We start from the raw sequence: 24,450 nt of genomic DNA on the forward strand, positions 1-24,450 counted from the left end.
CTATGACATGGAAAATGAAAGAAGTGGTATTAACCGTTATTCTGGCGGTTGCTTGCGGTGTTATTTATCTGGGATGGTCAACGTTATGGATACCGATCTCTGCTTTAGTCGGCCCGGTTGGTGCAGGATTTATGTTCGGCATCTGGATTATTGCAAGCCCGATCGTTGCTTATATTATTCGTAAGCCAGGGGCGGCATTGATCGCTGAAGTAGCGGCTGCGGCTGTAGAACTTTTAACCGGTAGCCATTTCGGATTATCAGCGTTATTGATTGGTGTATTTCAAGGGATTGGAGCAGAGATCGCTTTCGCTCTATTTGGCTACAAACGCTATAACTTGATGACTTTAATGTTATCAGGCGCTCTAGCGGCAGTAGGTGGAGTGTTGTATAACCTGATCGCTAATGGATTCGGCTATTATACACTGCAAGTATTGATGACTACGCTGGTGATTCAGGTGATCAGCGGAATGATTTTAGGTGGATGGTTAGCCAAAATAATTGTAGAAGCTTTGTGCAAAACAGGTGTGCTAGATCAATACGAAATTATGAAAGTACGGCGGAAGAAGGGGAATGCGAATGGAATCGCTTCTAGGGTGTAAAGACCTGTCGGTACGTTTTTATCATCGAGAAGAATATGTATTACATGGCATTCATTTATCGATTGCACGCGGAGAAAAAGTACTGATACTTGGGCCAAGTGGTAGTGGCAAATCGACGCTATTGTCTGCGCTGTCCGGTATTATCCCTGAACATGTAGAAGCCGAAGTGGAAGGCGAGATTCAGTTAGCTCCTCAATGTGGCGTGATGTTTCAAGACCCGGATTCCCAGTTCTGTATGCTTCATGTAGATGAAGAGATTGCGTTTAGCTTAGAAAATCGCTCTATTCCTCATGCTCAGATGGACAAGATGATAGATACGGTAATGAAGCAAGTCGGTCTGAATATAGATCGTCATACCCCTATTGAGACATTATCCGGTGGCATGAAGCAACGGTTAGCATTAGCATGTCTGTTAGCGCTTGAACCAGAAGTGCTTTTTTTCGATGAACCGACAGCTCAACTTGATCCTATTAGTCGCAAAGAAATCTTTCAATTGTTACGTGACTTAGCTTATCAGTACGGTCAGACAATGGTCTTTGTAGAGCATACATTAGATGGTTGTATTGAATGGATGGATAAGGTCATTCTTATGAATGCGCAAGGGCATATTATAGCTCAAGGCAAGCCAGCAGAGATGATCGAGCAGTATCGTACAGAGATGGAAGAAGCCGGAATATGGCAACCGCAATTATTCCCGTATACATGGGAAGAGGTACAAAACCATCCGTCTCATCCATTAGCAAAGCAGTTGCAACAGACATTACAACAACGCCGCACAGCTACATTACATGCAAACGCAATAGACAATCATCCGTCTAATATTATGATCACCGAGCAACTGGACATCGGGTATCGCCAACAATCTGTGATGAGCAATATGAATATCTCTATCCCAACAGGGGAATGGGTAGCGATTGTTGGGGCGAATGGGAGTGGCAAAAGTACATTTCTCAAAAGCTTAATGCGGTTGGAACGTATTCGTAGCGGACAGCTTTACTTTCAAAATATCCTTTTGAAAAAATGGAGTGATCGTGATCTATATGAGCAAGCCGGATTTGTTTTCCAAAATCCAGAACTGCAATTTGTGACTGATACTGTATTTGACGAGATTGCTTTTGGCGGACGGCAACGGAATTGGTCTGAACAAGAAGTAAACACCAAAACCATACAGTTGCTACAAGAATTTGGCTTAGAAGCATATCAAGATCAACATCCATTTACACTTAGTCTGGGGCAAAAAAGACGCTTGAGTGTCGCAACAATGCTACTCTTCGACCAATCGTTACTGCTACTGGATGAACCTACATTCGGGCAGGATGCGCATACATCCGCGGAATTAATCAAGCGACTGCAACAACGGCAAGCACAAGGAACTACAATTGTAATGGTAACACACGATATGGATCTGGTTGATGAATACGCCAATAGAGTTATTTTGTTTGATCAAGGCAAAGTGGTCTACAATGGGGCACCTTATCATCTGTTTGCTCATCCAGAACCAATCGGCCATCATGCGATTATCCCTCCGCTTCATTATCGGTTGCTAGAGCCACAGAAGGAGCGGAGTATTGTATGAAAAGCAATGATTCGTGGTTATCCACCTTGAATCCGACGATCAAGTTGGTAACTCATTTGTTAGTGATGTGTGTATTGATGGCAGTGACTGATCCTCGTATTACGTTATCGATCTGGTTAGTAGCAATAGTGATCGGACTGACTTTGGGCGGTTGGCGGATTCCATATTTGCTCAAACGGTTATTGCCGTATACGATCTTTTTTGTGATGATCTTCTGGATGATGGCGGCTTTTGGTAAAGGGGAGCATACTCTCTGGCAATGGGGATGGTTCCATATAACAGAAGAAAGTCTGAACAATGGTCTCATGATCGCACTGCGGATGCTTGGCTTTGTCACGTATGGATTACTATTTACATCAACCACTGATCTTACTGCTATGATTATGAGTCTGGTGCATCAATGTAGATTATCGCCAAAGTGGGCTTATGGACTGTTAGCTGGATTTCGCTTTATCCCTTTGTTCCAGACAGAACTGGCTCAAATGAAATCAGCGCATAAAATTAGAGGATACAAGCAAAAAAATAGCTGGAAATCCTTTATCCGTTATGCACTACCGCTATTCACTCAAGGTATTCGCAAGTCTGAACGAATAGCGATAGCAATGGAAGCACGCGGATTCACAGGCACACATCAGCGCATGTATTATCTAACTCCGCAATTAACGGGCAGAGATGGTTGGTATATGGGGTTATTGTTAGTAGGGATTCTAGCAATAACTTTTATTTTGAAAAAGTAGATCAACAGAAGGAGCATCTTGTTAACTAAGATGCTCCTTTGCTTGTCTATATGCTGGTTCATTTGCATGATGATGGTCGCTTATGTACACTTGTTATTATTACCAATAAAATCCAACTGTAAACGAGGTGAATGATATGCATATCGTATGGAGCAGTTTGTTAATTACGATGGGAATACTGATCGCTATCGTAGCGGTACTTACATGGATTACGGTTACAGCAGTCAGATCCTATCGCAATAAACATAGAACATAATCTACATAGTTATGATCAATACTTGCTAAAAGCGTTTTGATTTTCCTGTACATTTTCCAAAAATACAATCTTACCTTCTTCATTGACACGAGCAATATCAATCCCTGTTTTGGCATAGACAGTGCCTTCGCTCGACATACCACATACTGCCCAGCGGGATTCATACGTTCCGTTGGTTTGCAGTTCCCAGGGTTCGTGCATATGTTTGATATCGATATTGTATTGATAAAATGTATCCATAAAGGTTTTGAACCCGTTACGTGTAGCTCCGTTAAGAACAATCTCTACATCGGGAATAAATAAATCCAACAATTGTTCCATCGCTTGTGGATCGGTACGTGAAGCATCGAATAAGCGGAAATAGTCATTTAATGTTTGTATCGCTGTTGTCATTGGATAAGGCTCCTTTTTGATAGAAAAACACAATCTTAACATCATTGTATTTAATAGTTTGATGAAATTCGAACTGTTAAAGTGTATCATATATCTAACATAATAAATAGTTCGACCAAAATCGTACTTTTCAATTGATAGTTGCTCCAATAAATGATAAGTTGAAGAGTATGAAAATATTAGAAGCTGCTAGACCGACCCCGATCAAGCTGGTAGATGTATTCAGTGCACTCAGTGATCCGGTGCGATTGAAAATACTGCTCTGTCTTGCACATCATGGAGAAAAAAGTTGTGCAGGTTTTCAGATGAGTCATATTTCCAAATCTACCTTGTCTCATCATGTTAAAATATTACGCGAAACGGGATTAATCCAATTACGCATCGATGGCAGACAACATTTTTATCGTATTTGCCAAAGTGAACTAGACACTCAATTTCCTGGATTGTTAGCATCTATTCTTCAAGCGGAAGAACAAGATCTATTCTAATCTGTATTTCCTCAAATTTAATAGCTTTGAAAGAAGGTATACCATGAATAAACCATCCATTTACGGATTAACATTAGATCAATTATCGTCATGGCTTGGTGAGCGTGGACACAAGAAATTCCGCGCAGGTCAGGTCTGGGATTATTTGTATCGTCAGCGTGTGACAGAATTTAATGAAATGACTGAAGTCAATCCAGCTTGTATTTCTTTGCTTGCGGAGCATTTTGCGATTCAGACATTAACTGAACATGTAAAGCAAGAATCAGCCGATGGTACAGTGAAATTTTTGTTCCGTTTGGAAGATGGGAATTTGATCGAAACGGTATTGATGCGTCAAAAGTATGGTCAATCGGTATGTGTGACCACACAAGTAGGCTGTAATATCGGTTGTAGCTTTTGTGCCAGTGGTCTGATTAAGAAAAGTCGTGATCTAACCGCAGGTGAGATTGTAGAACAGATTATGAAAGTACAATTTCATCTGGATGCCGCCGCGCAAGACCAATTGGTGACGCATATTGTAGTGATGGGAATCGGTGAACCATTTGATAACTTTGAAAATATGGTCGATTTCTTAAATATTGTGAAAGACCGCAAAGGTCTGGTGATTGCTCCAAAACGGATCACTGTCTCTACAAGTGGTCTGCCTGACAAAATCAGAGAATTTGCAGATAGCGATCTACAGGTGAATCTCGCGCTCTCGTTACATGCACCGAATAATGAATTGCGTACACGCATTATGAAAATTAATCGTGCTTATCCATTAGAGCAATTGATGTCTGCTGTAGAGTATTATCTGACCAAAACAAATCGCCGTATCATGCTAGAATACATTTTGCTACGTGACGTAAATGACCATCAAGAACATGCACAGCAATTGGCTGATCTGATTGCTCATATGAACAAGTCAGCCAGTGTGAATCTTATTCCATACAATCCGGTCGATGAGCATAGCCAGTATCAACGTAGTTCGCAAGAATCGATTATTACATTCTACGATACGTTGAAAAAGAATGGTGTGAATTGTACAGTTCGTTTAGAGCATGGAACAGATATTGATGCTGCTTGCGGACAATTACGCAGTAAACAGATTAAAAAAGCAGCACAAGCTGAAAAGCAAGACAATCCAGTCATTGTCGGTTCATAATATACTGGAATGAATCTCATATACAGATACAATAAAGGAGGCTGTCGGCGTATGTCGGCAGTCTTTTTTGTGACATATGCTATTGATGTGATCTTGCAAGCGTTCTGATTTCTGCTATTATAGTATGAAAAATGACGCAAGAAGGTGTTCTGCTATGCCCTCTACTGCCAAATTGAAATGGTTCAAAAAATCCTCATTTTTACTTCGCCATCTTTCGATCAAACATCGTCTACTTATCGCCTTTCTTATTACGTCTCTTTTACCTGTTGTCATTGTTGCCTTTTATTCTAATCAAATCTATGAGACATCGACTACGACTAAGATCAGTGAGACGTCTACACAGACACTGGATGAATTAGCCCGCAATATTTCTAGAGAATTGGAGCAATACGAGACGCTTAGTGAAAATATTATTATCAATCCTTCGATTCAGACAGGGTTAGCCCGTTATAGTCAATTGACCGATTTAGACAAAAATGTTCTTCAAACACTGATTCGCAAACAACTGGATCAGCAGATTTTTAGCTTTAGTAACCTTTCCAATGTTGTAATTATGACCAATACAGGCGCCGCTTTTTTTGATTTGGGATATCAATGGTATCCAGGTGATCAATTGAGTCAGGTGATTACTCAAACAGACGATGTTCCTCGTAATGCGTACTGGTCTTATCTTCGTTCTAATCGTGGTACGCCAACCTTAGCACTTACCCGCAAAATCTATTCCGAAAATGATCTAAATGTACCTCTAGGATATGTTGTTCTTTGCTTTGATGAAAAAGGATTCGCTCGTAATCTGTATCAATCTGTCAATTTAGGCAAAGGTAGTAGCATCTATATTACAGATGATAACGGACTGGTGATTTCTTCATTGAATTCAGCTATTGTGCAAGGGACGATTTTTCGCAAAGATATGATATCCAAAATGATTAGTTCGCAACATCAAGAAAAATCAGAAGCATTTGAATCAACGATTTTGAATACCAAAATGTTAGTAACCCATTCAGCAATTCAGATGGCAAATTGGCATATTATAGGTTTGATTCCCCATTCTTTTATCGTGTCTGAACTTAACGGATTACGAAATCATATTATTGTATTATGTTTATTAACGTTACTATTGTCGGCTATTTTATCGATGTGGATCTATTTTAGTATCAGTTCGCCGATGCGCTCGCTTTTATTATTTGCCAAACGGGTAGATCGCGGAAAGTTAGATGGGATGCCTCAGCAAGGCCCTTATCCAGATGAAATGCAGCAATTAACATCAACGATCTATATCATGGTAGACCGACTCAAACATTTGATTGTACAGATTCAGACCGAACAGCAAGCTAAGCGGGAAGCCGAACTAAAAATGCTCCAAGCGCAGATTAATCCCCACTTTTTATTCAATACATTAAATTCGCTAAAATGGAGTGCAATGCTTAGTGGAAATGCTTCGTTAACACAGGGGATTGGCTCATTATCTGAACTGCTTCACAATACGATTCTGGTCAAAGAAGAAATGATCTCACTCGCCAAAGAAGTCGAAAATGTACAACATTACGCCAATATTCAGCGTATTCGTTATGGAGATTCATTTAGCCTGGAAGTGCAATTGCCTGAAGATACAGCAACATGGATTGTACCCAAATTTATTCTACAGCCAATTGTCGAAAATTCGATTTTACATGCAGGATCAGATGAGCATGATAAAGTAAATATCCGAGTAGAAGCTTATCTGTGTGATCAGGGAATACAAATCATAATCAGCGATAACGGTAAAGGATTTGATCAGACTACAAATGTTCAACAGACAGAGCTACATAGTCCATTATCTGGAATAGGCATCACAAATGTACATGAACGAATTAGACTTCATTATGGAGAACCTTATGGTCTAATTACGCATAGTCAGATTAATTATGGAACAACTACTAAAATTATATTACCTAAGCTTGATCGTACAAAGGAGGACAAAAGCGATGTATAAAGTGTTAATAATCGATGATGAATTGATTGTTCGTCACGCTGTAAAAACGCTTATTCATTGGGAAGGCAGTCGATTTGAATATGCAGGTTCATGTGCCAATGGACGTACCGCGCTTGAAGTGATCAATCAGACTGATATCGATATTGTGATCACCGATATCAAAATGCCTGATATGGATGGAATTGCGTTAATTAAGCAATTACAAGCTGATCGGTATCAAGGAGAAATATTAGTATTGAGCAATTACAATGATTTTGACTTGGTACGGGAAGCGCTCAAGTATAATGCACATGATTATATGCTCAAATTAACGTTGCAGACAGATCACTTTATGCAAGTGCTTGAAGAAATGGCTGACAAAATAGCGCTAAAAAAGCCGCTACCCTCCCCAAATACATTTTCCGCGATAAAGGATTCAATTCCAGTAGAATATATCGATTTTCAGCAACAAGTAGTAGACATATGCGGTATAGATCGATCAGCTATCCAATTACTTCAGCGTGCAGAAAGTCATCTAGCATCATCCATATATACAGATCCATCTCGTAATCTAGTGGATACAGAGCATCAACGTATCTTTTTGTTTTTAGTGCATATCGAACAAGCTACCGATAACAATATGCTACCCGATACAGCTCAGCGCTTAAAATCAGCTTTATCTGGATTATCAGATGAACTTTTTTCTAATAGTCATACAGTGATGTTAGCTGAACTGACAACTCATCAATTTATGATAGGTGTCACTGGTGAAAATGATTTTTTATCGATGGCGATTGATCCATCATCATGGAGTGACAAAATAGCAAAGCGACTTATTAGTCTATCTCAAATGTATTACAATATTGCTTTACAGGTCAGGTATACTACTGGAGCATATGATAGTGATGAACTTAGAGAGCATATCCAGTATTGTCTAAATATCAAAGAATCTTCGCCAGCTTTGCAACAAAAGTCAACACCACATCCCTCACTCTCAACACATTCTCGTCGTGCAGACTCTTCGGCGATAATCCGACCAGAAGTACAAAAAGTTATCGATTATTTGCAGACGCATTATGCAGATCGTATTCATCTATCTGAAATTGCTGCTTATGTTAATCTGTCTGAACCGTACCTGTGTCAGATATTCAAAATCGAAACAAGGCAAAGTATCTTAACGTACTTGAACGATATTCGAATGAGTCATGCGTATCAACTGTTATCGTCAGGACAATGGTTGGTTAAACAGGTAGCACTGGAAGTAGGTATTCATGATCCTTTTTATTTCAATCGTTTGTTTAAAAAGCGTTATGGAATATCACCTAAACAAATCAAACCTGTCTTATCATGATAGATAAAATCTAAAAAACCAGACAATTTTATGTACAATCATAAAATTGTCTGGTTTTTTGTTAACTGTATATTAAAAAACTAAAAATCGTCCATAAGGTTTACCTGTATTGTGCATTTTACTATCATAAGCATCCTTCTATACTAAACATATGCAGAGTTGCTTCTATCGTGGAGAAGCTCATTATACAAATGGGGTGAATGTATGAAGGGGATCAAAACATTACATGTATTAGGCGCAGTCGTATTGTCATTTTCGTTGTTGGTTGGATGTGGTGGTAATGCAGGTAGTACCAATGTCACCAATCAAGCAGGAGGAAGCCAATTTGCTGATCCAGACCTTAATATCGCTGTTTTTCAAGGAGGCTATGGACGCGAATACTGGGATACGATCGCAGAAGACTTTATGAAAGACTATCCAGGAACCAAGATTAATATTACCGCCAGTCCCAAAATTGCTGAATTGATTCGCCCCAAAATTGTAGCCGGTAATCCGCCAGATTTGATGTATATTGCAGGCAGTGATAATACGCCTTTGTTAGATGGTCTGGTCAAAGACCATGCCTTGCTAGACTTGACCGATGTGTTTGCTAGCACCCCTAAAGGAGAAACAAAGCCGCTCAAAGATAAGATTATACTCGGTGCTTTGGAATCTAGAGCCATGGCTCCTTACGGAGATGGCAACGTTTATGCTGCCCCGTTTAATTTTGGGGTGATGGGATTGTGGTACAACAAAACCTTATTTGAACAAAAAGGAATTAAAGTTCCAAAAACATGGGATGAATTGTTAGCTCTCAATACAACAGCACAGCAAAATAATAGAGCACTATTTACGTATCAAGGACTATATCCAGGGTATCTGGAAGAAATGATTGTGCCTTCTATCTATAGCGTGAGTAAGCAGAAAGGATTAACTGATTTTTTTGATTACAATCTGACATTCTGGACAAGTGATACATTCCGTCAGGTATGGGGTGTGTTAGAACAGATTGCGACCGAAGATAACGGATTGATGAAAGGCACAGTCGCTTTGAATCATACGCAAGCACAGACTGAATTTATGCAAGGACATGCGATGTTTATTCCGAACGGTACATGGTTTGAAGATGAAATGAAAGACGCTCCACGTGAAGAAGGATTTGAATTTGGATTTCTAGGTGTGCCAGCGTTCAAAGAAGGTGATCCTGTTACAGCGATGACCAGTGTAGAGCAGATCGTTATTCCAGCCAAAGCCAAAAATCCAGAATTAGCTAAAGCCTTTTTAACATATCTGTATTCGGATAAAAGTGTAAAACTCAATGCAGAGAAATCGAAAGGAATTATTGCTGTTAAAGGAGCACCGGAGCTTGTTAAAAATTATATTTCTGATACGACGTATAATGTCTACAAAACAGTGGATAGCGGGATTGTAGCGATTAACGGTTCATTCAAATCGGTAGCTAAAGGTAGCAAATACAATCCAAGTGAAGAGGTATATAATCCTATTTCTTCATTGATGAATAAACAGATGACACTGGATGAATACAGTGCGCAAATGACCAAATTATACACTGAACTCAATCAAGAGTTAATGAATAATACACCATAAGTAAAAGCTAAAGAGGGCGATAGCATCGTCCTCTTTGATCGAAAGGAGTCTTCGCATCCTATGAAAATGAAGACAAGACGGCGTTGGTTTTTATTATTCTGTTTGTTACCGGGACTGTTGTTGCTTACATTATTTAAGCTGTATCCTACGATCGAAGTATTCCAGAAATCTTTTTACTTATGGACAGGGATCGGAGATGAACCGAAATGGGTAGGGCTCCAAAACTTTATCGATTTATTCCATGATGATGTTTTTTTGTTATCGTTACGGAATACTGGATTTTTGATGTTAATCGTACCTGTATTGACGTTATTTATCGCACTGATTAATGCTTCGATTCTGACACGTTCCAAATTGAAAGAGCGTGGACTGTATCGCACTTTATTTTTCTTTCCAAGCATTTTATCTTTTGTCGTGATTGCTATTCTATGGTCGTTTATTTATCACCCGACTATTGGATTTCTGAATTCCGGGCTTGATGTGATCGGGTTAGGTAGCCTGGCGCTTCCGTGGTTAGGCGATGAGCGGACAGTCTTGTGGGCGTTAGCAATCACAATGATCTGGCAAGCTGTTGGTTATTACATGGTGATGTATATGGCAGGAATCGATAGTATATCTCCTGATTTGTATGAAGCATCCGGTATTGATGGAGCTACAGCGATTCAGCAATTTATCCATATTACGATTCCGATGTTATGGGAAATTATTCGGATAACAATTATTTTCAGTATTAACGGTGTGCTTACGATTAGCTTTATTATCGTATCGATTATGACAGGCGGAGGGCCTAACCGTCATTCTGAAGTGATTATGACGTATCTATACAGTCAGGCTTTTTCCAATTCTAATTTTGGGTATGCGATGGCGATTGGGGTATTTGTGTTTGTCGTGTCGTTTGTATTAGCTATGTTAAGCAACCGTTTAACTCGAAGGGAGGCATCTTGAGATGTCGATGACAGCCAAGTTAGAAAGCGGAGGCAACACCAAGCCAAATGTCAGTGTATCCAAACAACCGCTACGATGGTTAGGGCATATTGTACTCCGTATTTTTTTGATCATACAGGCGTTAATCGTAGTCTACCCTTTGATCTGGAATGTATTAGCTTCGTTTAAAACCAATACAGAAGTGATGGAAAGTCCGTGGAGTTTGCCCAAGACATTGAATTGGGAAAATTATGTGAGTGCTTTTACTACTGCTCGTATCGGTGAATATATGCTAAATTCGGTATTGGTCGTTGCGATGTCGATGATAATTCTGTTAGCGGTGGCTTTACCGACTGCATATGCGTTAGGTAGAATGCAATTTAGAGGCAGAGGATTGATTACGAATCTGTATATGGCAGGGTTATTTATTGGAGGCGCGTATATTATTGTGCCGTTATTTATTCTGATGAATAATCTACATATGCTGGATAATCGCTTCTGGTTAAGTGCAGTGTATGCGACAGGTAGTCTTTCTTTTTCCGTCTATCTGATGATTGGATTTATGAAGTCGATTCCGCAAGATTTTGAAGAAGCGGCGTTGATTGATGGAGCCGGGTATATGAATATTTTGTTTCGCATTATTTTACCGATTACACGTCCTGCAATTGTGACTCTGGTTGTATTTGGTTTTTTTGACTTCTGGAATGAATATGTACTGGCATTAACACTGGTGACAAGTGATGAGAAAAAAACGATTCCGATCGGGTTGGCTAATCTGATGCAGATTCAACAATATGCGACAGACTGGGGTTCTCTTTTTGCAGGTTTAGTGATTGTATTGATCCCTACCGTAATCGTATATGCATTATTGCAGAAAAGATTAACCGAAGGCATGATGATGGGCGGGGTTAAAGGCTGATCACAGCCAATCATATCATTAGGGAGGAAGCGCTGTTGAACACGTTTGAAGTTGTTGGCAATGCCTTTGTCTATAACGGTCAGCCGATTCGTCTGCTGTCTGGGGCAGTACATTATTTTCGTATTGTACCTGAATACTGGGAAGATCGGTTGCTCAAGTTAAAAGCGTTTGGCTTGAATACAATTGAGACGTATATTCCGTGGAATCTGCATGAACCACAAGAAGGTGTTTTTGAGTTTGCAGGTATTGCAGATGTTGTGTCCTTTATTCAGTTAGCAGGATCATTGGGATTGCATGTGATTGTTAGACCCAGCCCTTATATTTGTGCAGAATGGGAATTTGGAGGATTGCCTGCATGGTTGCTTGCCGATCAGAATATGCGACTGCGTAGTTATGATACAGCATATCTGGATAAAGTAGATGCTTATTATGATGTGTTACTACCATTTCTTCAACCTTTGCTATGTACACAAGGTGGGCCGATTATAGCGATGCAGATCGAAAATGAATATGGAAGTTATGGCAATGATACAGCCTATCTTCAATATATTCAGGAAGCAATGGTTATACGAGGAATGGATGTATTGTTGTTCACATCAGACGGGCCTGAAGACTTTATGTTGCAAGGGGGAATGGTTCCAGGTGTACTGGCAACCGTTAATTTTGGATCGAATGCGACCTCTGCTTTTGACAAACTCAAGCAATATCAACCGGATGCTCCACTGATGGTGATGGAGTTCTGGGATGGTTGGTTTGATCATTGGATGGAACCTCATCAGACGCGCTCGGCACAAGATACAGCAGATGCTGTGGCTGAGATTATGCGTTATGAGCAAGCTTCAATCAACTTTTATATGTTTCATGGAGGAACGAACTTTGGGTTTTACAATGGAGCGAATCATATTAAGCAGTATGAGCCAACCGTAGGAAGTTATGATTACGGTGCTTTATTAAACGAGCAAGGACAGCCGACAGATAAATTTTTTGCGATTCGAGAAGTGCTTGGTCAATATATCGATTTACCAGAATTGGAATTGCCTGCACCGATCCCGACTGCTAATTATGGAACAGTCACTTTACATGAATACAGTCCTTTATTTCAAAATGTAGATGTGCTAACAACAGCGATTACTTCTTCTTCCCCTGAACCGATGGAAAAGCTAGGGCAAGCGTATGGTTTTATTTTATATTCCACTATCGTCAAAGGCCCACGCGCCGAAATGGAACTTGTTCTTCAACAGGTAAGTGATCGGGCTATCATCTATATAGATGAACAATATCAAGGTGTTGTTGAGCGCTGGTCGCCGTCTACTATTCCTTTAGCTATACCGGAACAAGGAATACGTTTAGATATTCTGGTAGAAAATATGGGACGTATTAATTACGGACCTTACCTGCGCGATCCTAAAGGAATTACCGAAGGGGTACGGCATGGCAATGCGTTTCTATATGATTGGACAATCTATCCATTACCGCTTGATTCACTCCACGATCTTGTCTATACAGAGGCAGATACCCTATCAGCGCCACTTCATCAACCTGCTTTTTACCGTGGAATCTTTCATATACAATCTGTAGCGGATACATTTCTGAGAGTAGATGGTTGGGTCAAAGGGGTTGTATTTCTGAATGGATTTAATCTAGGTCGATACTGGGAAAGAGGGCCACAGCAAACATTATATATTCCTGCGCCGTTGTTGAAGCAAGGTGATAATGAGTTAATCCTTTTTGAATTACATGGATACCAGCAATTGCAAGTACAGTTGGTTGATACGGCTGATCTAGGCTAGTAGAAAGAAAACATAATCGCTAGAGCATACTGACGATACGAAAGGAAGAACCACTTATGGTGATTTCGATTCAACAAGCAGCTCATATTCATCCATCAGCCCGACAATTACACTGGCAAAAGTTAGAGTTTTATAGCTTTATCCATTTTTCGATCAATACGTTTACTGATCGGGAATGGGGAATGGGCGATGAGTCACCTACTTTATTTGCTCCAGAGCAATTGGATGCAGAACAATGGGTACGTGCTTGTCAGGCAGCAGGGATGAGAGGACTTATACTGACATGTAAGCATCATGATGGATTTTGCCTGTGGCCCAGTCAATATACAGATCATTCTGTACAAAATAGTCCGTGGCGCAATGGACAAGGAGACCTGGTCAAAGAAGTATCCGATGCTTGTCGCAAAGCAGGTTTGAAATTTGGTATTTACCTTTCGCCATGGGATCGACATGAACCTACATATGGCGATTCTGAAGCCTACAATGATTATTTTGTTCATCAGCTTGAAGAATTGTTAACCGGGTATGGTGAATTATTTAGTGTATGGTTTGACGGGGCTTGTGGAGAAGGTAAGCAAGGGAAAAAGCAGGTCTACGACTGGGATAGATATTATGCTGTTATTCGCAGACTTCAACCGCAAGCTGTTATTTCGGTATGTGGCCCTGATGTACGCTGGTGTGGCAATGAAGCAGGTCATACCCGTTCTTCCGAATGGAGTGTTGTACCGGAAAGTATGCAAGATAATGAAAAGATACAAGCCAACTCTCAAACTGAAGATAATGGAGAATTTGCTACATTGGTGCGTTCTGCTGAAGACGATCTAGGCAGTCGTCATGTGATTGCAGAAGCGCAAAATCTGATCTGGTATCCTGCTGAAGTCAATACGTCGATTCGTCCAGGTTGGTTTTATCATCCGGCTGAAGATCATCAAGTCAAAACATCGACAGAACTGATGGAGTTGTATGAACGAATTGTAGGGGGGAACGCTTGCTTTTTGTTAAATATACCGCCTGATCGTAGAGGATTAATTCATGAACAAGATGTAGAGCAATTACAGCTATTGGGGCAAAAGATAAAGCAGTATTATCAGCATAATATCGCTGAAAATGCATTAATTCAGGCTTCTTTATCCGATCAACAGCATCCTGCTGATCATGCTATCGATCAATCTGAAGATACATTTTGGTGCACTCCTTATGGAGTCGAGCAAGCTGAAATTGAATTGGATTTAGGCAGTGTTCAAAATATGAATCGAGTTGTATTGATGGAGCATATTCAATCAGGTCAGCGTATTGAAGCTTTTGCTATTTCATATCAGAATAAACATCAACAGTGGGTACCTTGTTATCAAGGTTCGATTGTAGGATATAAGCATATTTGTCGTTTTTCAGCGATTACTGCACAGCATATTCGAATTTCTATTATCGAATCACGATATTGTCCAACATTACAATCGATAGAAGTGTATGAAGTATCTATACAACAATCCAACTAGATTATATGATAAAACCAGAGATTTCGCAGAATGTACTTGTGGAATATCTGGTTTTTTGCTTTGTTCTACATTTAAGACATGCAAATTGTCGAATTTTGTGAAAAAAAGTAATTATCCTGAAAAGAATAGCCGATAAATAAAGTAGAACACGTATATTTCCAAAACAGAAGTGTACGCCATAGGAGAAAGATATGAAAAGAGAGAAACCTCATTTTCTAAAGAAATGGATGTTTATAATGTTAGCATGTATGATCGTGATCGGAATCGTATGGGGAATTTATACATATCGCTCTCAACCTCAGATTTCCCCTACAGCAACATTTATTACGTCACATATGGTTAACGAAAATGGAACGTTAGCCAGTCGCCTTTTGCCCGCCCCTTCAACCAATCCTGATATTGTAGCAGGGAAAGAAGCATTGTCTGAATCGTTAGGATTATGGATGCAATATGCGTTAATGACTGATGATGCCCAAAGCTTTGAACACAGTTATACGTTGTTAAATCAGTATTTTTTGAATCCAGACAAGCATTATATTTATTGGAAATTAGAACCGGATGGGCAATCAAAAGTGAATACGAATGCACTCGGGGATGATTTTCGAATTGTAGGAGCGTTACTTCAAGCTTCTACTAAGTGGAAACAGCAGAATTATTATACCACTGCCAAGCAAATTGTAGATACACTGCTTGCTTCGGGTCAGCAAAACGGTTATCTGGTGGACTATCATGATTTCAAACATGGCTATTCTGCGGATGTACTCAGCTTAACGTATATTGATGTGCCTGCTTTGGAGCAGATGAAGCAGACCAGTATGATCACCGCTCAAGAGTATACAAAGTACACTGATCTACTTCGTAACACCCCGAACGATGGAGTTTTTTACCCTAGAACCTATAGTGTCGCTACCGGTAAATACAATTATGACGATACGATTAATCTGATTGATCAATTGATTCTAGCTCTGCATCGTAGTGAGTTAGGACAGCCTTCTACAGAATTGATTACATTTATGAAAAAAGAATTTGCACAGCATCATCAATTAGCCGGTCGGTACAAGCGTGCAGATCAGACAGCAGATGTGGCCTACGAATCGCCAGCCGTTTATGGACTTGCCATTTTGTTAGCACTTCAAGACAAAGATCAAGCATGGGCAGAACAATTATATGCTCAAATGATCACGATGCGAGGGTGGGATCAAGCTTATCCTGGAGGCTATGTATTTGATGGAGATACGCATATTTTTGATGATTTATTTCCTCTTTTAGCGGAGACACTTTTGCAGAAGGGCAGTGAACCGAAGTAAATGAGAACGAGTCGGAAACGTAAAGAATTAAGCACCAATACCAGTTTGATTAGCCAGATGACATGGGGCTATATTATTTTGATTTTGCTTGCAATGGCGCAAGAAATCCTTGTTTTTTTCAATATTTATGCCAGTCATACGTATAGTTTATTAGAAATATCGCTCAATATAGTAGCTATGTTCGCTTTATTATTTGGCTTTATTGTTTCGATAGGGATAGCTGTTGTTGTTATTTTTATATTTTTAGTAACGTATTTTGTATGGATGGTTACGTATGCGCCTGTAAATACATTAGTCTTTTTTGAATTATTTCTGATCCCTGCCAATATTTTAATTGCTGCTTTTATCAAATCAACATTGATCCGTAATAAAAGGGTAAGTGAGCGCTTGGAAGCATTGCGCAAGCGTGATCCTGAAGTGGACTTGTATACATCATTAGGTAACAAAAAAGCGTTAGGCGATACTGTAGTCAAACAATCGAATTTAGCTAGACGTTATTCTGAAAGGTACACTTTTTCGATGGCGATGTTCAAAATTGAATTTCTAGCATTGGTACAGGAATCGCTGGGAAGTCAATTGTATTCACAGCTATTGCTAGAGTTGTCAGAGACGATTCAGAAGCAGATTCGATATGAAGATTACAAATTTTCGATTGAAGATGGACGTTTTATTATTTTGTGTCCTATGACCGATCAGCAGTATTTACAATTGCTCACCGATCGGATTAAAAATGCGATGATGGATATGAAGTTTTTAGATAAAAAAGGCAATGACTTGAAGCTGGTGATTCGCGCCGGAGCTTTCGTATTTCAGAAAGAGCAGTTTAGCACATATGAACATATTGATGAGATTATTGCTGCTTTGGAGCGCAACACTGAGACCGATTTGATTGCAGAATATATTTAAGACAATGTCTATTGAAAAGGAGGTAATGACACATGGAATATACGAGCTGGTTTATCCCGCTTTGTATTGTGATCAGCAGTTTATTTGGTATTGCTATTATTATATTAACGATCATGACACTGGTTTTTCGTGCTAATGTAAATAGAAAGTATGACCGGGGGAAAAATCATGTCTGATGCTATTTTGCTCATTTCGATTATGAGTATTTGGATCGCTGTGTTTGAATCGATAGTGATTATGTGGGGCGCGATTCGCTTTATGTTTAAGCAGAATAAAATTCCGATGGTGATCCCTGAAAATATGGATCATTTCCCTAAAGTGACTGTGATTGTTCCTGCTCATAACGAAGAAATCGTTATTATGTCTACAGTCGAACATATTCTCAAGCTGAATTATCCGCAAGATAAAGTGCAGATTATTATTGTTGCTGATAATTGTAGCGATAATACAGCCAGTCGTCTGCGTACGTTAAAAGAACAACCGGCTTATCGAGATCGTGACTTTACCATTATGGAACGGACAGGTAGCGGGGGGAAATCAGGAGCATTAAATGATGCCATGATCATCTCCAAAGGCGAATGGTTATGTGTCTATGATGCAGATGCCGCACCCGAGAAAAATGCACTTCTTTTTCTAACGCAAAAAGCGATGGAACAACCGGAGAAATACGGCGCAGTATTCGGTCGCAACAAAGCGCGTAATCGCAGTCAGAACTTTCTGTCCGGTTGTATCAATCTAGAATTGGTAACCATTCAGCGTGTGCATCATACAGGCATGTGGGAATTATTTGGACTGGGTACGATTCCGGGAACGAACTTTATCGTACGTAAAGACTTGATGGAAGAAATCGGTGGATGGGACCCACAAGCGATTACCGAAGATACGGCGATTTCGTTTGAAATTTTGACGCGTGGGAAGCTGATTGCACTGGCTCCTCAAGCCGAAGCGTATCAACAGGAACCTGAACTGCTCAGTGTCTATATGAAGCAACGAGAACGCTGGTCGAAAGGCAATTACAGCGTAGTCATGGATAATATTCATCATCTATTTGATAAAACAAGCTGGCGGATCAAGCTTCATGTGATGTATTATGCGGCTAGTTATTTCTGGTTTATGATTGCGATTATTGTCTCGGACATTATTTTCCTTGCTAATATTGTGTATCAGATTATCGAATTATTTAACCCGGCAGTAATTTCGCCATTCCAATTTGTCGGCGATGTTTATGTCTATCTGGTGATCGGTTGGGCGCTGATGTATTACATCTATGTATTGCAGATTAATATGGCACTGGCAACAGATATCGGACAAAGCAATACCCGTAACTTTATTTTATCGTGCGTCTCGTACTTTACGTATTCGCAACTGTTCTTGATTATCTCGGTCAAAGCATTCTTCTCGATTACGTATGATCGGATTACTGGTAGAGAAAGCAAATGGTATAAAACGAAGCGCTTTGGATAAAGATTGCTTCGTTATCGTAGCGAAATCAAAAGAAAGCCAGTCTCTTTTTACAGAGGCTGGCTTTTTTAGTGAGATGTACGTATCTAATTTATAGTACACCTTTCATAAAGCTTTGAATTTTCGGTCCCATTACGAACAGAATTACACCTAGCGCAATCGAAACACCGCCGATGACTCCGAAATAGATCATTTCGGTTTCCGGGCTATAAAATTGAACAATAATTGCATTAATCGCTTGTGCGGCTGCATTGGATAAAAACCACAGACTCATTGTTTGCGCAGAGAAAGCCGCAGGAGCAAGCTTAGTGGTCGCAGACAGACCGACAGGAGACAGGAACAATTCCCCAACAACAATAATAAAATAGCTTAGTACAAGCCACAGTGGGCTTACAAGCGAATTTTCACCACCGAAATACGAAGGAATCAGAATAACAAGGAATGACAACCCGGCAAATAACAATCCTAACGAGAATTTGCGTGGAATAATAGGTTGACGATTGCCAAGCTTGAGCCAGATCGCTGCAAATACAGGTGATAAAGCAATAATAAATAACGGATTAAGCGATTGGAACCAAGCAGGAGCAATATGAATCCCCATAAAGTCTAATTGAGTACGTTTATCTGCATACGTTGCCAGAACAGTCGAAGTCTGTTCTTGAATCGACCAGAACATTACCGCTGCGATAAATAGCGGAATATAAGCAAGTAGACGAGAACGCTCTACATCTGTTGTTTTTTGGCTACGATACATTGTTACAAAATAACAGATTGGAATCAAAACGCCCAGTATAGCGACAACAGTAACAAATGATTTCAACGTTAACCAACCCATCATAATTGCTATAGCTACAATAATGGCAATAATGACAGCACCGATGGCAAAAATAATGATCGTTTTTTTCTTTTCTTCAGCAGATAATGGATTACCTACCACTGTACCTGCTAGACCCAAATTTTTCTTTTTCGTTAAAACAAAAACGACCAACCCTATAAACATTCCAATCGCTGCCATTGCAAATCCCCAATGGAAGCCGTAACTTGTCTGTAATCCACCTACAATTAATGGCGAGATAAATCCACCCAAATTAATACTCATATAGAAAATACTAAAACCAGAATCACGACGATTGTCGCTCTCCGCATACATTTCGCCGACCACATTCGAAACATTCGGTTTGAGTAATCCTGTACCGAGTACAATCAAGCCCATAGATACAAATAATAGCGGTACACTATTTGGAATCGCAAGCACAATATGACCGATCATAATCAAGACCCCGCCATAGAAGATCGCCTGTGATGAGCCAAACACGCGGTCAGCTAACCATCCTCCAATAATACCGGACATATAGACAAGTGATCCGTAAATCGACATAATGGCAAGTGCAGTCGCTTCATCAAATCCAAGTCCGCCTTTAGACACTTCATAGTACATGTAGAAAACAAGAATCGCTCTCATTCCATAATAAGAGAACCGCTCCCAGAATTCAGTGAAAAACAAAGTGAACAATCCTTTAGGATGACCGAAGAATCCTTTTTGCGGTACGCTGTCTACAACTTGTTGCTTATTCACTTCTGACACAAATGAACCTCCTGCTCTAACTATCTTTTATTTGAATAGATTCATTACAGAATTACACGTCTAAATAATTACATATCAACATATAGGGCTATCGAAAATATTTACACGTCACTTCAGCAATCGAACCATCAGAATACAACATATTCTACATATCATCAATGAGAAATTGCAGAGACAATTCAATCGAGTGCATATATACAACGCCAAAGGTGAAATGTCATAATATAAATAAGCTTAATATATTGAAAGGATAGGTGAACAAAGATGAAATATGATATTTTGTATGAAGGCGCGTTTGCCATGTTGAAGGTACATATAGAACAAGGAGAAGCGATCAAAGCCGAATCTGGCGCTATGGTCTCGATGTCTCCTAATGTAGAAATTAAAGGAACGATGGACGGCGGACTGATAGGTGGCCTGGGTCGTATGTTATCAGGAGAAAAATTCTTTTTTCAAGAGTTGCGTTCTACACGTGGGCCTGCTGAAGTATTGTTATCACCTTCCAGTATTGGAGATGTTACTGCTGTAGAATTAGATGGCTCGTATAGTTTGTATGTTCAAAAAGATGGTTTTCTTGCAGGTACCGAAGGTATAGAAGTGGGTACACAAATGCAGAATCTGAAAAAGGGATTATTTTCAGGAGAAGGATTCTTTATTATCGAAATACGTGGTAGAGGTACTGTATTCTTATCTTCTTATGGTTCGATTCATGCGATCAATCTAGCGCATGGGGAAGAAGTTATTGTCGATAATGCTCACCTTGTCGCATGGCCAGGATATATGAATTATCAGATCGAAAAAGCGTCTAAAGGTTGGTTATCCAGTGTGACCAGTGGAGAAGGCATTGTGTGTCGCTTCCGGGGCGAAGGGGTTGTTCTGATTCAATCTCGTAATCCGGCTGGCTTCGGTAATTGGATCAGACAGTTTATTCCAAGTAAGTAAACCGATAATTAGTAAAAGCTAAATTCGTTTCTCGCTTGGGGAGATGGATTTGGCTTTTTTTGTAGATCTTTTCTATCCATGAGAATTAGGATAAGGATGAAAGTTGATGTTCAACCAATGTATGCGTTTTATTATTGAATTATGATCCTTATCCTAAATTTAATCATTTTATTTTACAATTAAAGTAACGAAAATGTGCCATTATAGCGTATACTGATAAGTGAGGGAGTTGAGCGCATATGGCTAAGGAACACGAAGAAATTATTTTGACCCGCGAAGGTATCAAAAAGCTGGAAGATGAGCTTGAAGAACTGAAAGGGCCACGCCGTAAAGAGTTATCGCAACGTTTGAAGCTTGCTATCAGTTACGGGGATTTGAAAGAGAACAGTGAATACCATTCGGCAAAGGACGATCAAGCTTTTATGGAGACACGCGTTCTTATTCTCGAAAAAATGCTACGTAATGCACAAGTAGTTAATGAAGATAACTTGGATCTTTCCAAAGTCAGTATCGGTTCCACGATACTCCTACATGATTTGGAGTTCGGTGAAGATATCGAATACCAGATTGTCGGACCTGCTGAAGCAGACGTTATCAACAACAAATTATCGTATGAAAGCCCATTAGGTAAAGCTTTGATCGGACAAAAAGTTGGTAACACGATTACTTTTGAAGCGCCTATGGGAACATTCAAGTATAAACTGTTGGAAATTAGAATCGCATAATTGTAGTTCAAAAGGCAAAGCCAAAGATTTTCTGAGGGCTTTGTTTTTTTATATCAGAGTAGGAGGAAATCAGATGGATATTAGGCTGTTAACAAGTGAAGATGCAGTACAATATCGTGCACTTCGATTAAAGTCGTTACAAGAAAATCCTGAAGCATTTTTAGTTACATACGATAGTGAAGTCTCCAAACCAATAGAAGATACACAACATAAGCTTCAACTTTCTAGTAGTCGATTTACATTAGGTTGTTTTGATCAGCAGGAGCTTGTAGGAATGGTGACTTTTATTAGAGAGCAACATCTCAAAACTATGCATAAAGGAAATATCTATGCGATGTATGTATCACCCGCTTGTAGAGGTCAAAAGATAGGTAAAGCATTGATTAAAGAATTAGTGCAAAAAGCCAGTGCACTGGAAGGGCTAGAGCAGATCGGCTTGACAGTGATCTCTGGAAATAGGGCAGCCAAGCAATTATATACAAGTCTAGGCTTTACAGTGTGTGGATTCGAAAAGAATGCGCTAAAGTATGAGGGTCAGTATTGGGATGAAGAACGAATGATATTGGAAATCGTCTAACTATAAAAAAGGCAAAGCCATGTATATACTGAGGGCTTTGCCTTTTTTTATACTATTTAATTAAATACTTAATTCCCCTCGGATCGTGATCGTTGCCGCACCAGCGACTTTGATAATCGGAGTATCTACACCGTTAGGAATAGCTTGCACATACAGTAGACCCGGTCTGCCAATCGCATGCCCTTGAGCGATCTTTAGGGTTGTAGTCTGATCTTGTGGGATAATCCCATTTACATATAAAAAGCCTGTTAAAGCTCCATTTGCCGCGCCTGTCACCGGATCTTCAGCAATGCCAATCGCAGGTGCAAAATCGCGGGTATACAGATCATATTCTTGATCTGGCGTAAAGGTGTAAAGGTGCGTTGTCGCAATCTGGTGTTGTCGATTGTGTTGACTAAGAGCGATAAGATCTGGATTAGCTTGATCGATTGCTTGCTGTGTATGTACAGGAATAAGTAGATGCCAGTTCCCTGTATATGCGAGTTGAATCGGATAAGCAGGATCGATTGCATCGACAGGTACGCCTATCATTTGGCTAAGTGCTTGTAAGTCTACAGGTAAAGCTTTGATTTGTGGAGTGATCTGAGTCATTTCCACCCGTTGTACATAACCATTTTCTTGATGCCAGACAACTGGAATAGCACCTGCGCCGGTTCCTAACACAACTCCATCTTGTTGTTGAGACAATCCAAGTTCTGTAGCCAGTAACCAGGTTAATCCGATCGTAGCATGTCCGCAAAAAGGAATTTCTTCAGTCGGTGTAAAATATCTTACTTTATAATCAATATCTGCTTGATCAGAAGGAAGTAAAAAAATAGATTCAGATAAATTAAGTTCTCTTGCAATCTTTTGCATTTCTTCTCCTGTTAGTTGTTCTGCATCCAATACCACGCCTGCGGTATTCCCTGTAAACGGTTGATCGGTAAAAGCATCAACATGATACACTCTTATATTTCTCACAGAAAGTCACTCCTTTTATGTATGATAGATATATCGAACTATCTCGATATATCTATCATACATATTTTTTAACGATTTGTAAAATGATTTGTTATTGTCGATACGCTACATTTTATTTTTCTTTTATAGTGAAATGGGTAAGGGATTGTAGGTTACCTCTAATTTGCTTGATAGAAGGAGATGTGTTGACTATGGATCAACCGCCCAGTCGTATACATTTAGGCAAAGCGATACGGCAAGTTGCTCGAACGATTATTCGTTTGCCTCAAACGGAATCACTATCTGTCTCTTCTCCATCGTCTGTAGTATTTTCCAAGAGTGAATGGGATTCCGTACATGCAGAACTGTATTGGTTCCGTCTGACTGCGTTGCAAATAGCCGTTCTACTACATATCCAGCAACAACACTATGATCTGAATATGTATGAAGCAAGATATATGATGACGACAGCTATTGAACTTGCTTTTCAGGATGCAGATTTATCTCGAACAGATACAACCAAGATACGCAGTAAATTATCTGAAGAAATGGATTATTATTTTAACCGCTTAGAAATGTCTGATGTATCAGATCATCTATTTGCAGTGGATGAGTTGTTGCGCTCTTTTGCAACTAGAACCTTAATACTGTGCATCTCACTCCCAGTAGAGCATGATCAGGATCAACGCAGAGAGATATTGATTCAAGAAGCGACGCTGATCTGGGAGAACGTAACACAGGAACTAGAAGAATTTCTACAACATATAAAAATTATTGAATTTGAGCAGTAAGTCACG

The 24,450-nt window shown here is 39.7% G+C and carries 23 protein-coding genes; 20 read left to right on the plus strand and 3 right to left on the minus strand.

Annotated features, from left to right (window positions below):
• Nucleotides 1-2: 2 nt before the first annotated feature.
• Genes ACFSGI_RS19540 through ACFSGI_RS19550 form a run of 3 tightly spaced genes read left to right on the plus strand, consistent with a single transcriptional unit; the run spans nucleotide 3 to nucleotide 2,912 of the window.
• Nucleotides 3-599, plus strand: coding sequence for an ECF transporter S component (locus tag ACFSGI_RS19540; RefSeq protein WP_204826303.1), 597 nt, complete (start codon nucleotides 3-5; stop codon nucleotides 597-599).
• On the plus strand, nucleotides 577-2,175 hold the full coding sequence (locus tag ACFSGI_RS19545; protein ID WP_204825884.1) for an ABC transporter ATP-binding protein: 1,599 nt from the start codon (nucleotides 577-579) through the stop codon (nucleotides 2,173-2,175). The genes ACFSGI_RS19540 and ACFSGI_RS19545 overlap by 23 nt, the downstream gene beginning before the upstream one ends.
• On the plus strand, nucleotides 2,172-2,912 hold the full coding sequence (locus tag ACFSGI_RS19550) for an energy-coupling factor transporter transmembrane component T family protein (protein WP_204825885.1): 741 nt from the start codon (nucleotides 2,172-2,174) through the stop codon (nucleotides 2,910-2,912). Before ACFSGI_RS19545 ends, ACFSGI_RS19550 begins: the two co-directional genes overlap by 4 nt.
• A 271-nt stretch (nucleotides 2,913-3,183) precedes the next feature.
• Here ACFSGI_RS19550 and ACFSGI_RS19555 read toward each other — a convergent pair whose 3' ends face one another.
• The gene (locus ACFSGI_RS19555; protein ID WP_204825886.1) at nucleotides 3,184-3,561 is read right to left on the minus strand and encodes a nuclear transport factor 2 family protein; all 378 of its coding nucleotides are present in this window, start codon (nucleotides 3,559-3,561) and stop codon (nucleotides 3,184-3,186) included.
• 170 nt (nucleotides 3,562-3,731) lie between these two features.
• On the opposite strand from ACFSGI_RS19555, the gene ACFSGI_RS19560 reads away from it, so the two are divergent.
• From ACFSGI_RS19560 to ACFSGI_RS19620, 13 genes are all read left to right on the plus strand, one after another.
• On the plus strand, nucleotides 3,732-4,049 hold the full coding sequence (locus ACFSGI_RS19560; protein WP_204825887.1) for an ArsR/SmtB family transcription factor: 318 nt from the start codon (nucleotides 3,732-3,734) through the stop codon (nucleotides 4,047-4,049).
• A 43-nt stretch (nucleotides 4,050-4,092) separates the two neighbouring features.
• Entirely contained in the window at nucleotides 4,093-5,193 is a 1,101-nt protein-coding gene (gene rlmN / locus ACFSGI_RS19565; protein WP_204825888.1) for a dual-specificity RNA methyltransferase RlmN, read from the plus strand.
• A 154-nt stretch (nucleotides 5,194-5,347) separates the two neighbouring features.
• The gene (locus tag ACFSGI_RS19570) at nucleotides 5,348-7,165 is read left to right on the plus strand and encodes a sensor histidine kinase (protein WP_204825889.1); all 1,818 of its coding nucleotides are present in this window, start codon (nucleotides 5,348-5,350) and stop codon (nucleotides 7,163-7,165) included.
• Nucleotides 7,158-8,495, plus strand: a complete 1,338-nt coding sequence (locus tag ACFSGI_RS19575) for a response regulator transcription factor (protein ID WP_204825890.1) — start codon at nucleotides 7,158-7,160, stop codon at nucleotides 8,493-8,495. Before ACFSGI_RS19570 ends, ACFSGI_RS19575 begins: the two co-directional genes overlap by 8 nt.
• Nucleotides 8,496-8,699: 204 nt before the next feature.
• On the plus strand, nucleotides 8,700-10,082 hold the full coding sequence (locus tag ACFSGI_RS19580) for a carbohydrate ABC transporter substrate-binding protein (protein ID WP_204825891.1): 1,383 nt from the start codon (nucleotides 8,700-8,702) through the stop codon (nucleotides 10,080-10,082).
• 60 nt (nucleotides 10,083-10,142) lie between these two features.
• On the plus strand, nucleotides 10,143-11,027 hold the full coding sequence (locus tag ACFSGI_RS19585) for a carbohydrate ABC transporter permease (RefSeq protein WP_204825892.1): 885 nt from the start codon (nucleotides 10,143-10,145) through the stop codon (nucleotides 11,025-11,027).
• 1 nt (nucleotide 11,028) lies between these two features.
• Nucleotides 11,029-11,925: a carbohydrate ABC transporter permease gene (locus ACFSGI_RS19590; RefSeq protein ID WP_379284135.1), complete on the plus strand. Its 897-nt coding sequence runs from the start codon at nucleotides 11,029-11,031 to the stop codon at nucleotides 11,923-11,925.
• 35 nt (nucleotides 11,926-11,960) lie between these two features.
• Entirely contained in the window at nucleotides 11,961-13,715 is a 1,755-nt protein-coding gene (locus ACFSGI_RS19595; RefSeq protein WP_204825893.1) for a glycoside hydrolase family 35 protein, read from the plus strand.
• 56 nt (nucleotides 13,716-13,771) lie between these two features.
• Nucleotides 13,772-15,211 (plus strand): alpha-L-fucosidase, encoded by a 1,440-nt coding sequence (locus ACFSGI_RS19600; RefSeq protein ID WP_204825894.1) that lies wholly within the window; start codon nucleotides 13,772-13,774, stop codon nucleotides 15,209-15,211.
• Nucleotides 15,212-15,402: 191 nt separating this feature from the next.
• Nucleotides 15,403-16,518: a glycosyl hydrolase family 8 gene (locus ACFSGI_RS19605; RefSeq protein ID WP_204825895.1), complete on the plus strand. Its 1,116-nt coding sequence runs from the start codon at nucleotides 15,403-15,405 to the stop codon at nucleotides 16,516-16,518.
• On the plus strand, nucleotides 16,519-17,424 hold the full coding sequence (locus ACFSGI_RS19610) for a GGDEF domain-containing protein (protein ID WP_204825896.1): 906 nt from the start codon (nucleotides 16,519-16,521) through the stop codon (nucleotides 17,422-17,424).
• Nucleotides 17,425-17,456: 32 nt separating this feature from the next.
• Nucleotides 17,457-17,600, plus strand: a complete 144-nt coding sequence (locus tag ACFSGI_RS19615) for a hypothetical protein (RefSeq protein WP_204825897.1) — start codon at nucleotides 17,457-17,459, stop codon at nucleotides 17,598-17,600.
• The gene (locus tag ACFSGI_RS19620) at nucleotides 17,593-18,888 is read left to right on the plus strand and encodes a glycosyltransferase family 2 protein (RefSeq protein ID WP_204825898.1); all 1,296 of its coding nucleotides are present in this window, start codon (nucleotides 17,593-17,595) and stop codon (nucleotides 18,886-18,888) included. The genes ACFSGI_RS19615 and ACFSGI_RS19620 overlap by 8 nt, the downstream gene beginning before the upstream one ends.
• Before the next feature lie 88 nt (nucleotides 18,889-18,976).
• Here ACFSGI_RS19620 and ACFSGI_RS19625 read toward each other — a convergent pair whose 3' ends face one another.
• The gene (locus ACFSGI_RS19625) at nucleotides 18,977-20,470 is read right to left on the minus strand and encodes a peptide MFS transporter (protein WP_204825899.1); all 1,494 of its coding nucleotides are present in this window, start codon (nucleotides 20,468-20,470) and stop codon (nucleotides 18,977-18,979) included.
• Nucleotides 20,471-20,734: 264 nt separating this feature from the next.
• On the opposite strand from ACFSGI_RS19625, the gene ACFSGI_RS19630 reads away from it, so the two are divergent.
• The 3 genes from ACFSGI_RS19630 to ACFSGI_RS19640 all read left to right on the plus strand — a co-directional run bounded on the left by ACFSGI_RS19630 (nucleotide 20,735) and on the right by ACFSGI_RS19640 (nucleotide 22,714).
• A complete protein-coding gene (locus ACFSGI_RS19630) occupies nucleotides 20,735-21,412 on the plus strand; it encodes a TIGR00266 family protein (RefSeq protein WP_204825900.1) in 678 nt (225 codons plus the stop codon).
• A 239-nt stretch (nucleotides 21,413-21,651) separates the two neighbouring features.
• Nucleotides 21,652-22,137: a transcription elongation factor GreA gene (gene greA, locus ACFSGI_RS19635; protein WP_204825901.1), complete on the plus strand. Its 486-nt coding sequence runs from the start codon at nucleotides 21,652-21,654 to the stop codon at nucleotides 22,135-22,137.
• Nucleotides 22,138-22,210: 73 nt separating this feature from the next.
• The gene (locus ACFSGI_RS19640; RefSeq protein WP_204825902.1) at nucleotides 22,211-22,714 is read left to right on the plus strand and encodes a GNAT family N-acetyltransferase; all 504 of its coding nucleotides are present in this window, start codon (nucleotides 22,211-22,213) and stop codon (nucleotides 22,712-22,714) included.
• Between the two features lie 60 nt (nucleotides 22,715-22,774).
• Here ACFSGI_RS19640 and ACFSGI_RS19645 read toward each other — a convergent pair whose 3' ends face one another.
• A complete protein-coding gene (locus tag ACFSGI_RS19645; RefSeq protein ID WP_204825903.1) occupies nucleotides 22,775-23,674 on the minus strand; it encodes a PhzF family phenazine biosynthesis protein in 900 nt (299 codons plus the stop codon).
• A 191-nt stretch (nucleotides 23,675-23,865) separates the two neighbouring features.
• On the opposite strand from ACFSGI_RS19645, the gene ACFSGI_RS19650 reads away from it, so the two are divergent.
• Nucleotides 23,866-24,444: a hypothetical protein gene (locus tag ACFSGI_RS19650; RefSeq protein ID WP_204825904.1), complete on the plus strand. Its 579-nt coding sequence runs from the start codon at nucleotides 23,866-23,868 to the stop codon at nucleotides 24,442-24,444.
• The last annotated feature ends 6 nt before the right edge of the window (nucleotides 24,445-24,450 follow it).

Origin of the sequence: Paenibacillus nicotianae, assembly GCF_042681745.1 — a bacterium.
Lineage (GTDB): Bacteria > Bacillota > Bacilli > Paenibacillales > Paenibacillaceae > Saccharibacillus > Saccharibacillus nicotianae.